This is a genomic window from Myxosarcina sp. GI1(2024), assembly GCF_053543375.1.
Genome location: NZ_JBKGTY010000001.1, coordinates 994,840 through 1,011,432, shown reverse-complemented (window position 1 = coordinate 1,011,432; position 16,593 = coordinate 994,840). Strand labels below are relative to the sequence as shown.

The 16,593-nt window shown below is 42.3% G+C and carries 12 protein-coding genes; 6 read left to right on the top strand and 6 right to left on the bottom strand.

Annotated features, from left to right (window positions below):
- Window positions 1–117 precede the first annotated feature (117 nt).
- Window positions 118–1,347, top strand: coding sequence for an NAD-dependent epimerase/dehydratase family protein (locus tag ACLFKQ_RS04810; protein WP_448998730.1), 1,230 nt, complete (start codon window positions 118–120; stop codon window positions 1,345–1,347).
- Window positions 1,348–1,432: 85 nt separating this feature from the next.
- Here the strand turns inward: ACLFKQ_RS04810 and ACLFKQ_RS04805 are convergent, their stop codons facing one another.
- The 3 genes from ACLFKQ_RS04805 to ACLFKQ_RS04795 all read right to left on the bottom strand — a co-directional run bounded on the left by ACLFKQ_RS04805 (window position 1,433) and on the right by ACLFKQ_RS04795 (window position 5,713).
- Window positions 1,433–3,028, bottom strand: coding sequence for a 2-isopropylmalate synthase (locus ACLFKQ_RS04805; RefSeq protein WP_448998729.1), 1,596 nt, complete (start codon window positions 3,026–3,028; stop codon window positions 1,433–1,435).
- A 180-nt stretch (window positions 3,029–3,208) separates the two neighbouring features.
- The gene (locus ACLFKQ_RS04800) at window positions 3,209–3,739 is read right to left on the bottom strand and encodes a LabA-like NYN domain-containing protein (RefSeq protein WP_448998728.1); all 531 of its coding nucleotides are present in this window, start codon (window positions 3,737–3,739) and stop codon (window positions 3,209–3,211) included.
- 573 nt (window positions 3,740–4,312) lie between these two features.
- Entirely contained in the window at window positions 4,313–5,713 is a 1,401-nt protein-coding gene (locus ACLFKQ_RS04795; RefSeq protein WP_448998727.1) for a glycoside hydrolase 100 family protein, read from the bottom strand.
- 192 nt (window positions 5,714–5,905) lie between these two features.
- On the opposite strand from ACLFKQ_RS04795, the gene pruA reads away from it, so the two are divergent.
- The 5 genes from pruA to ACLFKQ_RS04770 all read left to right on the top strand — a co-directional run bounded on the left by pruA (window position 5,906) and on the right by ACLFKQ_RS04770 (window position 13,943).
- Window positions 5,906–8,905 (top strand): L-glutamate gamma-semialdehyde dehydrogenase, encoded by a 3,000-nt coding sequence (pruA, locus tag ACLFKQ_RS04790; protein ID WP_448998726.1) that lies wholly within the window; start codon window positions 5,906–5,908, stop codon window positions 8,903–8,905.
- 16 nt (window positions 8,906–8,921) lie between these two features.
- Window positions 8,922–9,050: a hypothetical protein gene (locus ACLFKQ_RS04785; protein ID WP_448998725.1), complete on the top strand. Its 129-nt coding sequence runs from the start codon at window positions 8,922–8,924 to the stop codon at window positions 9,048–9,050.
- A 430-nt stretch (window positions 9,051–9,480) separates the two neighbouring features.
- The gene (locus tag ACLFKQ_RS04780; protein WP_448998724.1) at window positions 9,481–10,077 is read left to right on the top strand and encodes a sigma-70 family RNA polymerase sigma factor; all 597 of its coding nucleotides are present in this window, start codon (window positions 9,481–9,483) and stop codon (window positions 10,075–10,077) included.
- 522 nt (window positions 10,078–10,599) lie between these two features.
- Complete coding sequence (locus ACLFKQ_RS04775) at window positions 10,600–11,166, top strand: general stress protein (RefSeq protein WP_448998723.1); 567 nt, start codon at window positions 10,600–10,602, stop codon at window positions 11,164–11,166.
- Window positions 11,167–11,219: 53 nt separating this feature from the next.
- Window positions 11,220–13,943 carry a cation-translocating P-type ATPase gene (locus ACLFKQ_RS04770; RefSeq protein ID WP_448998722.1) on the top strand — a complete coding sequence of 908 codons (2,724 nt, stop codon included), beginning with the start codon at window positions 11,220–11,222 and terminating at the stop codon, window positions 13,941–13,943.
- A gap of 68 nt (window positions 13,944–14,011) precedes the next feature.
- Here the strand turns inward: ACLFKQ_RS04770 and ACLFKQ_RS04765 are convergent, their stop codons facing one another.
- The 3 genes from ACLFKQ_RS04765 to ACLFKQ_RS04755 form a co-directional block, all read right to left on the bottom strand.
- Entirely contained in the window at window positions 14,012–14,449 is a 438-nt protein-coding gene (locus tag ACLFKQ_RS04765; protein WP_448998721.1) for an MgtC/SapB family protein, read from the bottom strand.
- Between the two features lie 123 nt (window positions 14,450–14,572).
- On the bottom strand, window positions 14,573–15,502 hold the full coding sequence (locus tag ACLFKQ_RS04760; RefSeq protein ID WP_448998720.1) for a cation diffusion facilitator family transporter: 930 nt from the start codon (window positions 15,500–15,502) through the stop codon (window positions 14,573–14,575).
- 423 nt (window positions 15,503–15,925) lie between these two features.
- Window positions 15,926–16,234: a CpeR family transcriptional regulator gene (locus tag ACLFKQ_RS04755; RefSeq protein WP_448999455.1), complete on the bottom strand. Its 309-nt coding sequence runs from the start codon at window positions 16,232–16,234 to the stop codon at window positions 15,926–15,928.
- Window positions 16,235–16,593: the final 359 nt, after the last annotated feature.

Below are 16,593 nucleotides of genomic sequence, written 5' to 3'. Positions count from 1 at the left end.
CTTCATTAGAACTCGATACAGAGATTAAATCCTTAAAAAAAACCATAAAGCCTCAAAATTTGGTTAAATGATTTAGATTGCAAAAACGTTTCTATACTGATTATTTAGAGGCAAGATATGAAAGTTATTATTTTAGGAGGAGACGGTTTCTGTGGCTGGCCTACTTCTCTACACTTGTCCCAGCAAAACTTTGAAGTAGTTATTGTCGATAATTTATCGCGACGCAATATTGACAACGAACTAGAAGTAAGCTCTCTAACTCCAATCGCTCCCATCGGACAAAGGCTCAAAACCTGGTATCAACACACGGGTAAGAAAATCGAGTTTCACAATATCGATATTGCCATTGAATACGACCGCCTGTTAAATCTGATTCTGGCAGAAAAGCCAGATGCTATCGTCCATTTTGCCGAACAGCGGGCAGCCCCCTATTCGATGAAGTCTTCCAAACACAAGCGATATACGGTTAACAATAATCTTAATGCTACTAATAATTTGCTCTGCGCTATCGTCGAATCTGGCTTAGATATTCACTTAGTACACTTGGGTACTATGGGAGTCTATGGTTATGGTACTGCCGGGATGAAAATTCCTGAAGGTTATTTGGATGTTGAAGTCGTTGCCGATAATGGCGATCGCATCCAGCAAGAAATTCTCTATCCTGCCAACCCTGGTAGCGTCTATCACATGACCAAAACTCAAGACCAACTATTTTTCTTCTACTACAATAAAAACGACGGTGTTAGAGTCACGGATCTGCACCAAGGTATTGTTTGGGGAACTAACACTCCTGAAACTTTGATGGACGAACGCTTGATTAACCGCTTTGATTATGATGGCGATTATGGTACGGTACTCAACCGCTTTTTAATGCAGGCTGCAATTGGCTATCCCCTAACAGTACACGGTACGGGAGGACAAACTCGCGCCTTTATTCACATCAAAGATACGGTACGCTGTATCCAGCTAGCAATTGAAAATCCCCCTCAAGCTGGGGAGAGAGTGAGAATTCTCAACCAGATGACCGAAACTCATCGAGTTAGAGATTTAGCGGCGATGGTTTCGGAAATGACGGGTGTAGAAATTGCCTACTTGCCAAATCCTCGCAACGAAGCCCCAGAAAACGAGCTATTTGTCAAAAACCAGCGTTTTTTAGATATGGGACTCAAGCCCACTACTTTGAGCCAGGGTTTACTTAGAGAAGTTACTGACGTAGCTCAAAAATACTCTCACCGCTGCGATAAAAGTAAAATCCCCTGCACTTCGCTATGGATTCAAAAACAACACAAAACAGATAATAATTCTCAGTTGAGTGAGGTGCACTTAGATCGCGTCGGCAATAAGTAGTAGGGGCGATTCGCGAATTGTTCTGGTAAGTAAGGGCGATTCGCGAATCGCCCTTACTTACCAGAACCAAAACGATCGAAACAATTTACAGGGCTGCGGGTTGAGTGTTGCTGGTCATTTGCGAATTCGCATAGAGACGATTTAACGCTTTAATGTAGGCGCGAGCCGAAGCAACGACGATATCCGTATTGGCGGTACGACCAGAATAAATTTTATCCTCATGGCGTAGGCGAATAGTCACCTCCGCCATTGCATCGATACCTTCGGTAACTGATTGCATCGATAATTCGATCAGTTCGTTGGGCACTTCAATTACACGATCGATCGCTTTACAAATGGCATCGACTGGACCCGTACCAATTGCCACATCGGTTAACTCCTTACCTTCAGGGGTACGGATAGTTACCGTAGCGGTAGGACGGGAGCGATCGCCGCAACTGACCTGAATTAGTTCCAAGCGGAACAGTTCGGGAGGCTGACGAATTTCGTCGTTGACAATGGCTTCGATATCGCGATCGCTGACTACTTTTTTCTTGTCGGCAACCTCCTTAAAACGCACGAAGGCTTTGTTGAGTTCGGATTCGGAAAGTTCGTAACCCAACTCGATTAACCTAGTGCGGAAAGCGTTACGCCCAGAATGTTTGCCCAGAATAATTTGATTGTCGGTCAAACCAATGGACTGAGCGTCCATGATTTCGTAGGTCAGTTTATTTTTGAGAATGCCATCTTGGTGAATGCCAGATTCGTGAGCGAAAGCATTAGAGCCAACGATCGCTTTGTTGGGCTGTACCATCATCCCCGTCAAGTTGGATACCAAGCGAGAGGTTTTATAAATCTGTTGGGTATCGATATTGGTTAGAGGTTCGGTGGAATCGGCAGGTTTACCGAGGAAGGGATTAAAATACTGACGACGGACGTGGAGTGCCATCACTAATTCTTCCAGTGCGGCATTGCCGGCCCGTTCGCCGATGCCGTTAATGGTACATTCTAGCTGTCTCGCGCCATTTTCAATCGCTTCTAAAAAGCTCGCTACGGCCAAGCCCAAATCGTTATGACCGTGAACGGAAATAACTGTTTTGTCGATATTAGAAACGTTTTCTTTAATCCCTTTAATTAATGCCCCAAATTCTTTAGGAGTAGTGTAACCGACAGTATCGGGGATATTGATCGTCGTCGCTCCTGCTGCGATCGCCGCTTCTAAGACTTGATATAAATATTCCGAGTCGCTACGTCCCGCGTCCATAGGTGAAAATTCTACATCTTCCATAAAGGATTTAGCGTATGCCACCATTTCTTCAGCGATAGCGAGAACTTCGGAACGAGATTTTTTGAGCTGATATTTTAAATGAATGTCCGAAGTAGAAATAAAAGTATGAATCCTGGCTTTAGCGGCAGGTTTTAGAGCTTCTGCGGCAGCTTTAATATCGGCTTTTATCGCTCTTGCCAAACTACAAATTACGGGTCCATCCTCCGTACCTACGGTTTGAGCTACTTTTTGCACCGCTTCAAAATCTCCAGGACTGGCATAAGCAAATCCAGCTTCGATTACATCAACTCCCAATCGTGCCAGAGCGCGGGCAATTTCAAGCTTTTCCGTAACGTTGAGAGTGGCTCCTGGTGACTGTTCTCCATCTCTTAAAGTAGTATCGAAAATAATAATACGGTCTGATGAATTATTCATAACCCAAATTCGCGCTCTTAATGGGATCTATTTTGTGTATTTGTATTGGTATTTAAAAATTATAGGCGATCGACTCACAGAGATGAACTAGGTAAAATTAAAACTATTGACAACTAACCCCTAACTACTAAGTAATGTTGACCGACCACTAGTACCTACTTTCTGATGCTATTTCCTCAATTAAAAATCGCTTTTTTCTATCACATTTCTAATATCGTTGAGATCTATATATCTATCCGTAGCATTACGCAGCTCTCTAGCAATCATACCCTCCGTAGAAACTACGGTAATATGGGTGTTTTTTGACCGCAGTAGTTCGATCGCCCGTTCGAAATCACCATCGCCACTAAATAAAACTACTCGGTCATACTGCTCTACAGTATTAAACATATCAACTACAATTTCAATATCTAAATTAGCTTTCTGAGAGTAGCGACCCGATGAATCATCATAGTATTCTTTAAGAATTTTAGTTCTAACCGTATAACCCAGACTGATTAAAGCATCGCGAAATCCCCGTTGATCTTGAGCATCTTTTAAACCCGTGTACCAAAACGCATTGACTAAAATCACCGTCGGATCGTTAGCAAAAAAATCTAATACTCTTCGAGGATCGAAAAACCAACCATTCTTTTGTTGGGCATAAAACATATTATTTCCGTCTACGAATATAGACAGACGATCTCTTATGTAGTTATTATATGACTCCATGTAGTCAACAACCTAATATAGCTAAAAATATATAAATAAAAATAATGCAATTGCAGTTTGCCATAAACACAAATTCGTACTCATGGCAATTCTGCTATAGATTGCTCCGAGAATATTACAAAGCTTACTATAACTTTAAGTGAATAGACCTTTAAAGAATTATCTATTTTAAATGCTTACAATCTCAAGATTGAAATTTTGGCATTATTAATTAAACGAGGAGAACCTCAAATAAAATTTATTAAATTAGGTATATTCAATATATTGATAGTTTAAAACAAAAAATCCCTTTTTAACCATTTAAATTCCTAAAAACGGTAGGTTTTTGCCTAAAAAAATAAATCATTAAAAAATAGCAATAGATAATTATAAATCGGTATTAGTAATTTTTTAGAAGCGATCGCTTGGAGATACTTGAGATTTTAGGTGAATTTTTGCTAATAGTAAGTAACGAGTAGCCAGTAAATGATGTTGTAACGAGCGGCTTGAGGATAATATTAGCACCGAAGCAACACCTTGCCATCGCTTCCGGAAAAAAACTAAGCAGCTCGAATTTACCTAAAAAAAACACAATCAAATCTGACAGGCAACGGCTTCAGTATCTTGCTCGAAACAAATCAAGTTCAAACATTGGGGATTGGCTCTGAGTAATTTTGCCAGTAAAAAACCTGCAATCGTCCAGGTCTGAAATTTTCTGGCAGCTTTACCGATTAAACGACCATTTTTGCCATCATAATACTCAGGCCATTCATCCTGCATCAGGGGAGTTTCAGCGATCGCCACTGCTCGCTCTCCGAGTTCTTCTCGACCCATTTTCTGGCTGGCTGCCATTAGCATCCATAACAGGATCGGCCAACTCCCCCCATTATGATAAGACCAGGGAGTATTTTTCGGATCGGAACCGGTCACAATTTGCCAAGCTAGACCCTCAACGGCAGGAAAACAAATTTTCATCGGCATTTTACTGACCAAACTGTCCCAACGTTCTTCAATCAGAGTTAAAATTTCGTCAGCTTGGATATCAGTAGCCAAAGATGAGACGATCGCCATTAAATTGCCCAAACTAAAAAAGCGAAAATCCATTCTACCTGGTCCGAGATTACCAGCTAGATAACCACCGCGATCGGGCATCCATTCGGTTACCCAGTAGGGAATTGATTCGGGATAGATATTAAATTTATTAACTACGGACTCGCCAAATTGATCCCCTTGATAGCGATGAATTTCATTGAGCTTTTTGAGATCGAGCCAATAATAGTAACGCATGTGAAAGACGAAACTGCTGAGGCGATTATTAATCCGAACGATGATGTCTTTGCCTTCAGCATCAGTGACTAATAATTCTCTCGCCGAGCGCAAAGCAGCATAAAATAAAGACTGTATTTCTAGGGGGTGACCGTCTACACTCATGCGGCGGTCGATCATACACGCGCCATCGGGAACAAGTAAAGTAGGAGTCATCTCAAATTGAGGACCCAAACAGATCTTGAGAATAAATTTGAGTGCTTCTTGAAAGTCAGGACGATGGGCAATAGTAATGTCATCGGTGGCTTTGACATAGGCTCTCAAGAGAATAATCCACCACAGACAAGAATCAATCGGGGTAACTCTGCCGATCGCTTTATCGCCAAAATCAGCGTGTAAATACTGTTCTCCTCCTGCCGATTCTACTTTGAAACTGGCTGGCATTAAACCTGGAGGTGGTTCATAGCAGTCGATCCGCCTTTCTTGTTTCTGGAGAGCGACAGTTTCCATAAAAAAGTTATATACGATATCGGTTTTGCCCTGAATCAAAAATACTAGAGCCGCAGGTATGAAGTCGCGGATAAAACACTGGTCGTAGTTGAGTGCCGCTCTTTCTGAATCGGTAGCGGCAACGGTGCCTACGGGACGATTTTGATAATAAATAATTGACCGTTCTAATAATTTGTTAGCTTGTTGCTCTATAGTTGACTTTTTATTAGCAATTACCATAGTTTGTTATAAAATTTACAAAAATTATCCTATCTGGATGGTTTGAGTTTTTAGACTAAAGCTAATTAAACTTTTAAATAATTGTAATCTTGCTAGCCAAAGCATTACAAAATACAATTTTCCCGACCCGAATTAAAAGTTATAATAAAAGGCTAGCAAAAATAACGTCTATTTCTAGGAGCTTATAAAATCGTGGTTGTTCGAACAGATAAATATCTCGAAACCGATCGCCCGTTAGAAGAAAAAACCCAAAAGATTGCCCAAAAGCTAATAGAAACCACTAGAGAAAAGCAAAATATTTTCTCCCAGATGCGCGACCAAATGCGCTGGGATGAAAAGCTTCTAGATTGGACGATGGCAAATCCTGGGTTACGGGTACAAATGTTTCGCTTAATTGATACTCTCCCCGCACTGCAGAGTAAAGCAGAAATTGCTTTGCACCTGCAACAGTATCTAAGTGATGAGTCGGTAGAATTACCAGCAGCACTGAAAGGAATCCTCAACTTTAGCGATCCTGATTCCTTTCCCGCGCAGACAGCCGCCGCCACCATGACCAAAGCCGTGGAAACTCTAGCATACAAATATATCGCGGGGAAAAATATCGCCGAGGTAATCAAAGCGATCGCCAGAATGCGTAAAGAAGCAATGAGTTTCACCATCGATTTGTTGGGAGAGGCGGTAATTACCGAAACCGAAGCTGAAGCTTATCTACAAAGATATCTAGAATTAATTTCTCAGTTGAGCCAAACAGCTCAAACCTGGAAACGCACCGAAGGGATCGATTTAGCCGACGGTGAAGAGTTACCCCAAGTGCAAGTATCAGTCAAGCTAACCGCTTTTTATTCCCAATTCGATCCCCTCGATCCCGAAGGCAGTAAAGCCAGAGTCTGCGATCGCATTCGGGTTTTATTGCGTCATGCCCAAGAATGTGGTGCGGCGATCCATTTTGATATGGAACAGTATGAATATAAAGATCTAACCCTGGCAATTCTTAAAGAATTACTCACCGAAGAGGAATTTCGCGATCACACCGATATTGGCATGACTTTACAGGCTTATCTTCGAGATTCCTACCGAGACTTAGAAGAATTAATTGAGTGGGTTAAACAGCGCGGCAATCCTCTGACGATTAGACTGGTTAAAGGAGCCTATTGGGATCGCGAAACCATCAGAGCCATCCAGAATCATTGGCACCAACCAGTATATAATCAAAAAGCGGCAACCGATGCCAATTTCGAGCGGATGACCCGTTTATTGCTAGAAAATTATCAGCATGTTTATGCTGCCATCGGCAGTCACAACGTACGCTCTCAGGCTCTAGCTTGTGCGATCGCCGAAACCCTAGAGATTCCCTCTCATCGCTTCGAGATGCAAGTGTTGTACGGTATGGGGGATAAACTGGCTAAAGCTTTAGTAAAACGAGGACATCGAGTTCGAGTATATGCTCCTTACGGAGAGCTATTGCCAGGAATGGCGTATTTAATCCGTCGTTTGCTGGAAAATACTGCCAACAGTTCTTTTCTGCGACAAAATCAGGAACAAAGACCCATTGCCGAACTAATCGCTCCACCAGTGGTAGAAGAGAAACAGACAAAACTAACAGAGGATGGAGATAAAACTCCTACTTTTCAAAACGCGCCCGATACAGATTATGCCGACGTGGCAAAAAGAACCAAAGCCCAAGAAGCACTCTCAAGCGTAGGTAATTCTCTCGGTAAAACCTACTTACCTTTAATTGATGGCGAATACATCAAAACAGAACACTATATCGACTCGATCAATCCTTCTAGAACCGCAGAATTAGTCGGTAAAGTCGGTCAAATTTCTCTAGAACAAGCAGAACGTGCCATGGAGGCAGCTAAAGCCGCCTTTCCTAGTTGGAAACGCACCTCCGCCAAAGAGCGAGCCGATATACTTCGTAAAGCAGCCGAGATTATGGAGTCGCGGCGACACGAACTCAACGCCTGGATTTGCTTAGAAGTAGGGAAAATTATTCCTCAAGCCGATGGCGAAGTTTCTGAGGCGATCGATTTTTGTCGCTACTATGCTGACGAAATGGAAAGGCTCGATGCTGGCTATAATTACGATCTTGCCGGGGAAAATAACCGTTACTTCTATCAACCCAAAGGTATTGCCGTGGTAATTTCTCCTTGGAACTTTCCCTTGGCGATCGCTACTGGCATGACTGTTGCCGCTTTAGTAACGGGCAACTGCACCCTACTCAAACCTGCCGCCACTTCTTCGATAATTGCTGCTAAGCTAACCGAAATATTGGTAGAAGCAGGTATTCCCCGAGGAGTTTTTCAATACGTTCCCGGTAAAGGTTCGCAAGTCGGAACCTATCTAGTCAAACACCAAGACACACACGTAATTGCCTTTACGGGTTCGCGAGGAGTCGGCTGTAGCATCTATGCCGATGCTGCTATTTTGCAGCCAGGACAAAAACATCTGAAAAAAGTAATTGCCGAAATGGGCGGCAAGAATGCAATTATCGTCGATGAAAGCGCCGACCTCGACCAAGCTGTAGCAGGAGTAGTGCAATCGGCTTTTGGTTATACCGGACAAAAATGTTCTGCCTGTTCGCGAGTCATCGTAGCCGAATCCATCTACGATCCTTTCTTGTCGAGATTAGTAGAAGCAACCAAATCCCTTAACGTTGGTGCTGCCGATCTTCCAAGTACTCAAGTCGGTCCCGTCATCGATGCCGGAGCGCGCGATCGCATTTTAGAATATATCGCCCGAGGGAAACGAGAAAGCCAATTAGCCTTAAAAATGTCTGCACCAGAGGATGGTTATTTTATTCCTCCGACGATTTTTAGTGAAGTAACTCCCGATACTACCATTGCCCAGGAAGAAATCTTCGGTCCCGTCTTAGCAGTTATGCGAGCCAGTAATTTTGATGAAGCCTTGCAAATTGCCAACGGAACCGATTACGCTCTCACTGGTGGTTTATATTCCCGCACTCCCGAGCGCATCGAGCGAGCTTATCGAGAATTCGAAGTGGGCAATCTTTATGTCAATCGCACCATTACCGGTGCAATTGTTGCCCGTCAGCCTTTTGGCGGCTTTAAGTTGTCTGGAGTGGGTTCTAAAGCAGGAGGACCCGATTACTTGTTGCAGTTCCTCGATCCTCGCGTAGTTACAGAAAATATTCAGCGTCAGGGTTTTGCACCCATTGCAGGCGCAGAATAGATATCAATCTGGAATTTTGTTGACAGCAAGCGATCGCTTGCCCGTATCGCAGTTTTGTTTGAGTCATCAAAATTCAAACATTCAAACAGAGGTAAAGCAACCGGCAGAAGCTATTTTTACTAATAATTTAGGCTTGCTGGATTGAAAATCATTTAGTCCGATCGAACAAAATACAATACAAGTCGCAATTGACAATTGACTCGAGCGAGCTCGAGATGGTTTATTATTAGCATAAGTTTAGTTATTCTTTAGATAAAATTTTGAAATATAACTCACCTTTAGTTTGCTATTAAACTTTAATTTTTGGGTTTTACCAAAAAAAAATAAATGGTTTTAAATCCACAAAAAAACAAAAATACTTAAATTTTTTAAAGTATCGATTTTCTAATAATAGATTTAAAAATTACAAATTCTTAAAAAGCCATACTAGTTTTTTAAAAAAATATTTAGATTTAATCAAGAAATTATCAATTACTTCACAATATCTTTTTATATTCATCTCCAGAAGAACTGTAAACTAATTTTATAGAGATTGATTATAAATATTCTCGATTAGTTCTTCTAGTTCTTCGTTCATGTCCTCGGAATCATCCAGCCATTCTTCCAATCCAGGCAAGCCTTGTCAGAGTGATGCAGAGTTATTTACCCTCTTACAAATGGGGCAGAAAAATGCTTTAGCTATTTTGTACGACCGTCATGCTCCATCGGTCTACGGAATAGCTCTCAAATTGCTGGGTAATAGTCAAGAAGCAGAGGATCTAACTCAAGATATTTTTTTAAAGATTAAAGAAAGTACTTACGATCCCAAACGAGGCAGTTTACGTACCTTTTTGGGAATTTTAACGCGCTCGCGAGCCTTCGATCTTTTAAGAACTCGTACCAGAAATCAGAAGCAGCTACGACGACAGATATCAAGCGGTCGTTCTAGAGTAATATCTTATCACCCAATCGAGGAAGTCTCTCGGGTAGAGCGATCGCAAGAGGTGAAAAATGCTCTTGCCCAGTTAACCAGTCAGGAACGAGAAGTTCTAAAAATGGCGTATTATGAAGGGTTGAGCCAGTCAGAAATAGCCACGCAGTTAAACACGCCAATTGGAACAGTAAAGTCTAGAGCGCGGCGTGGTTTACTTAAGCTACGTCAGGCACTTGCAGATTTTGCGGAGAAATCCTAGACTATATCTCTACTGCCACCCGAATGCGAACCACTGCTGATTCCAGGGTACGCACTAGGCAACCTCAGCCCACCGAAGCAGCTTTATTAGAAGACTGCAATTACCAATCAAGAAAATTATTATCGTCAACTAGGATTAAGAGACAGAATATTGAATTTACCATTGATGGTAGCTGCGGTTTTAACTTTACTATGGATCGAAAAAGATGGCGATTTGAACAAGCTTTTAGTCTAGTTAAAAGATTACTTGGTTTAAGTTATTTATGATTTTACCGCGCCAGAAAATCAAGACTTGGGAATAGTTAAATCCATACGAAAGTCTCCTATTCGACTGATTATTGATCCTTTTCCTGAACGACAGAAAACTTCAGATCTAGTATAAAACTCAAGAATGTTCTAATTTTATTTTGACGCTGCAAATTGTCAAAATTACACTTGTTTTAAAGAGAATATCTCTTACGGAAGATTAACTATGACGGTATTTCCAGCAAAATAAGACCGTAGAAATCTCAAGCAATTAAAAATGGCTAATAACGAACTGAAACACGCAGTTGGTACCTTTACTACCCGTGAAGACGCTGAATACGCTCTTCGAGAATTGAGAGATGCTGGATTTGATATGGATCGAGTTTCGGTAATCGCTAAAAACGTCGAAGCCCAAGAAAACATTAGTGGTGCAGACGTAAAACTTCCCAGCGAACAAGCTAAAGGTGGCGCGGCGGCAGGAGCTACTACTGGTGCTGCTACTGGAGGTCTAATCGGATTAATTGGCGGCTTGGGCGTAATTGCACTTCCGGGAGTTGGTGCCGTAGCCGAATTGGGAGTAGTTTTAGCCAACACCTTACTAGGTAGCGGTATCGGTGCTGCTGGAGGCGGTTTGGTTGGTGCCCTGATTGGCTGGGGAGTTCCCGAAGAAAGAGCGAAGTATTTCAACGAAATGCTCGAACAAGGCAAATACGTAATTTTAGTAGAAGGAACCGAAGCTGAAATCAACGGAGCTGAAGCGATTTTGACTAATCGACGCATTCAAGACTGGAGCATTTATGCGGCACCGTATTATTATCCCAATACTGGAAGGGGTATTGTCTAAATATGACAGTGCTTCATATCTTCATCGTGCCCTAATCAAATCGCTATAACAATATGACCTCAGTAAAAGACTTACCAGATCTCGAACGAGTTAGCTCTCTTGCTACTAGCAAGGTTCTGCAACATCTTTCAGTCAAAGCAGATAGAGGATTAAATAATTCCGAAGTCAAACAAAGAAAGCGACAGTACGGCTCTAATCGTTTACAAGAATTCAAGCGTCGCAGTGCCTGGCAGATTCTCATCGCTCAGTTTAAAAGCCCAATTATTGGTCTTTTGGCGGTGGCAGCGGTTCTTTCTTTTGCTTTTCAAGAATGGATTGAAGGAATAGCGATCGTAGTCGCCATTTTGCTCAATGCCGCAATCGGTTTTTTTACCGAAATCAAAGCGGTGCGCTCGATGGAGTCTTTACAACAGCTCAGTCACACTAAAACTAAAGTTCGGCGCGAAGGCCAGGTAAAAGAAATTGACGCTGAAGAACTCGTTCCCGGGGATGTGGTTGTTTTAGATAGTGGTGATGTGGTAGCTGCAGATTTACGCCTAATTGAAGCTTCCAAACTACAAGCAGATGAATCGGCATTGACTGGGGAGTCAGTGCCCGTGAGTAAAACGACCGAGCAATTAGAAGCAGATTTACCCCTAGCCGAGCGCAAAAATATGCTATTTAAAGGCACGGCAGTTACCAGGGGGGCAGGGGAAGGGGTCGTAGTAGCAACGGGAATGAACACAGAATTGGGTCATATTTCTTCCATGACGGCAGAAGCCAAAGAAGAAGTTACCCCATTAGAAAAAAGGCTAGATAGCCTGGGACGCAGGCTGATTTGGGTAACCCTAGCCATTGCCGTTCTGGTGGCCGTATCGGGAATTATTGGCGGCAGAGACCTCTATACCATGGTGGAAACTGCGATCGCCCTGGCGGTAGCGGCAGTACCAGAAGGATTGCCCATTGTGGCAACTGTCGCTCTAGCACGGGGTATGTGGCGTATGGCACGACGCAATGCCCTGATTAATCGTCTCTCGGCGGTAGAAACCTTGGGGGCAACCAGTATTATCTGTACCGATAAAACGGGGACTCTGACGGAAAACCGGATGACGGTAGCAGAAATTGCTTTAGCTGGAGAGAAGGTCGAAGTTACGGGAGAAGGCTTAGAGGTAGAAGGAGAATTTATTGCCGAAGATGGCAAGCAACTAAATCCAGGCGATCGCCAAGCACTACAGGCACTTTTAGAGGTGGGAGTGTTGTGTAACAATGCCTCTTTACCCCAAGAATCGACTAACAAAGAAAGCAAGGTAATTGGCGATCCGATGGAAGTTGCCCTGTTAGTGGCGGGTGCTAAAGGCAACTTTTGGCGTAACGAATTAATCGAGCAACACCCAGAAGCCCGTGAAGTCGCTTTTGATGCGGAAACTAAAATGATGGCAACCTATCACAAAAACGAAGGTAAGTATCGGGTTACGGTTAAGGGTGCGCCAGAATCAGTTTTACCTATTTGTTCTCATATCTTGACTAATGAAGGAACTCAAGAGTTCGACCGTCAAGATTATCAAGCCTGGCAGGAAAAATGCGATCGCCTGGCGCAAGATGGTTTGAGAATTTTAGCCTTGGCACAAAAGACCGTTGACAGTAGCGAAGTCGAACCATATAAAGAATTGACTCTACTGGGAGTAGTAGGTTTATTAGACCCACCGCGAGAAGATGTCAAACAAGCACTTAAAGCCTGTCATGAGGCAGGAATTAGAGCAATTATGGTTACAGGCGACCAACCGATTACGGCACGTAATATCGGTTTGGCAGTGGGCTTGACTACCACAGAAGAAGCCGAAGCCGAACAGGGCAAAGCTTTAAAAAGCCCCGATGAACTATCAGAAAGCGAACACGAACGCCTACGACAGGTACCAATTTTTGCCCGTGTCAGTCCCGAACAAAAACTTAATTTGATTGCTTTACACCAAGAAGCTGGCTCGGTAGTAGCGATGACGGGAGATGGAGTTAATGATGCCCCCGCTCTAAAAAAAGCCGACATTGGGGTAGCAATGGGTCAGCGCGGCACGCAGGTAGCTCGTGAAGCAGCGGATATGGTGTTGCAAGACGATGCCTTTAGCACGATTATCGCCGCCATCGAGCAAGGTCGCGCGATTTTTAACAATATTCGTAAATTTACCCTTTATTTGCTCTCTGGGAACATGGGGGAAATTATGGCGGTGGCTGCGGCTTCTTTTACTAACGCACCCTTACCCTTGCTACCATTGCAAATTCTGTTTATCAATGCCGTTAATGATGTCTTTCCCGCCCTAGCCTTAGGTGTGGGTGCTGGCAATCCAACGCTGATGCAACGTCCGCCCCGCGATTCTCAAGAGCCGATCCTCACTCGCCGACACTGGTGGGCGATCTTCCTGTACGGTTTGTTAATTGCTATACCCATACTAGGAGCTTTGGCGATCGCGCTACTCTATTTCCAAATGGAACGGGAAAGAGCGGTTACCGTATCTTTTTTAACCCTGGCATTTGGACGACTGTGGCACGTATTTAATATGCGCGAGGTCGGTACGGGAATGATTCGCAACGAAGTAACCACCAATCCCTACATCTGGGGCGCAATTGGAGTTTGTACTGGTTTATTGTTATTGGCAGTATATTTACCGGTACTATCTGATGTTTTACAAACGGTTAATCCTGGTTGGCAAGGATGGGGATTGGTCATAGGCATGAGTTTGATTCCCTGGATTGTCGGTCAGATAGTCAAAGCGATTCGAGGCAAACGGCAGAAAAAATCGAGTTAATATCCAGTCCTTAACCGTAATTGACGATCGCCAACTAGACATCGGGTAAAAGCTAAAATAACAGCATTCTAAATATGTTTTTCCCAAATAGCAAAAATTCTCAAAATTATCCAACTTACTGTAACTCCTACTATTGCAAGCAACCATAAACCGCAGCCGATAGTAATTCCTAAAATCGCTGTAGCCCAAATTGCCGCAGCCGAAGTCAAACCTTTAACGCGGTCGGGCTCTCGTAAGATTGCTCCCCCGCCAATGAAACTTACCCCAGTAATGACTCCAGAGATAGTTCTGCCTAAGACATCCAAATTCTCTTGTGCTGCTCCAATTTGAATCGGTACGATGACGATTAGAGCCGAATTAAAACACACCAACATATTAGTTCTCAATCCTGCTGGTTTACTTTTAATTTCTCTTTCCAAACCAATAATCGTACCGACAATAAAGGCGATACTCAAACGTAAAGTTAATTCTTGCCAGCTAAGGGGTGCAAAAGAAGTTACTGCCAAAGTAAATTGATTGGTAGGTCGATATTTGTTTGGATTTATTCATAAAATTGTAAATTCAATTGCTCTAACTAATCAAATATACTGCCATAACTCAATCGGGCTGTGATTTATAGATTGCAAGCTTTATAGATCGGCAGTTTCCGTGCTACCAAAACTAATCTCATCGGATTGATAATCTGGTGGTTCGACGTGAATCGAGACTCTAACTTTACCAAAACGTTCTGCTAAACGTTTTTCAACCTGTTCGGTAACTTTGTGAGCGGTTTTGACATCGGAAGTATCTACAATCAAGTGCATTTCGATAAATACCTGTCTGCCCAACACGCCGCGCGAAGCAATATTGTGACAGTTGATTACTCTTGGAGTTGCCATGACGATCTGGTGAATTTTTTCAGGAGCGATCGCCATTTCGTCTACTAGCCAAGGTAAGTTGTCGCGGATGACTTCCCAACCGCTCCAAAATACTAATAAAGCGACAGGAAAAGCCAAGATTACATCGAGCGATCGTAGTTGGGGGATGTCTAACACCGAAGCTTGCCAGACTCCTATTAAACCGGCAATTACCACCACCGTCACCCAAATATCGCTGGTAGTATGCTTGGCATCGGCAATCAAAATTGGACTACCGATTTTCTTACCAACATGGCGTTCGTATATAGCGACAAAAATGTTGACTATTAAGACAATTGACAACAACCATAATTCACTAGGAGAAACTTCTACAGGCGAACCACCAAAAGCGATACGTTCGACTGCACCTTGGAGAATTTCAAAACAAGCAATTCCCAAAAACGCGGCAATTCCCAACGCACCAACTGCTTCAAATTTTTGATGTCCGTAAGGATGCTCTCGATCAGGTAAGGGAGAAGAAAAGCGGTTGGCAATTAAACCTAAAATATTGTTGGCACTGTCGGTAATACTGTGTAATGCGTCAGCTTGCAGGCTCAGAGAACCAATGGCAAAACCAATGGTTGCTTTTAATGACATTACAAATAAATTTAGCAGCAAAGTTATCCAGAGAACTTTGCGAACTTGGGAACGATTGTCTTGCATGTTTGCTAAAAATCCCCTCCATACCTTTGTTATATAATCATAAGTCAAAACATAATTAGACTCCTTAACGCTAAATACTTAAAGATACTTTTAAATGTTAAAAAACTAAGAGCTTATTGCAACTTTTTTTAATAAATAGATAATCGAGTTTCGATTATTTGGTGATTTTATTTCTTAGGGAAATTAAGATTTGTTGGCATCAAAAAAATAGTGTTAAATTTGTTTATCGTTTAATTAAGCTAACAGTCTGAAACTGCAACCGAGGCTTCACACCAACAACTACGGCAAAATCGCCAGCAAATGCAATCTCTATTGTTTTAAGTTTGACTAAATTTGAATCGATTGCTAGCTTCAAATCTTTTTCAAGCTTAGATAAGTGAGGCGCTCGACTTGATGAGTTTTAAAGTTAGTTCTGCTAGCGTCTTAGCAAAAACGCTCGTCGAATCTAGTATAAAAACTGCCGTATTTTATCCAATATTGCTTTAAATCGTGATTGGGAGTATGCAAACTAGCTTTGGCTTGATATAAAATTACCTGACGATGATTGCCAATCCAAACCTTTTTAATCGGCTCTACGGAAATTAAACTTCCTCCCAAGCTTTTAACACACTCTTCAAATCTTTCTACCGTTGAATATTCTAAAGTTTCAAAAACAAAAAAATTTCCTTCACAAATTAGATGTTTACTTCTAATCCATGCTTGCATCTTTTTGCTTGCTACTGGTGGCAACATCCTATTTATTTTTAGCTCCGATATCATCATTTGTATATTTCTTAAATAACTCTGGTGTTTTTCTGGTTCGGTTGAATACACTTCGACTGAAGAAAAAATAAAGTAAATCTCGGTCGGAGAAATAAAAACTTAAAGTCGATGGCTGAGCTCGTTTCTAAAACTGCGACGGAGGTAGTTTGGATGCATAATTAGTTTTTTTATCGAACTTTAAAGGACTTGCAGCAGAACCCCAAGCCTGTCAAGCGTTATCGAGATCATTGCCGCGATCTAACTAATCCAAGTTATCGCAGAAAGTTCGATCGTTGTTAACTAAATAAGTTTGAACCCTTTTTTGGGGAACTCGACAAGTAAAAGCCATA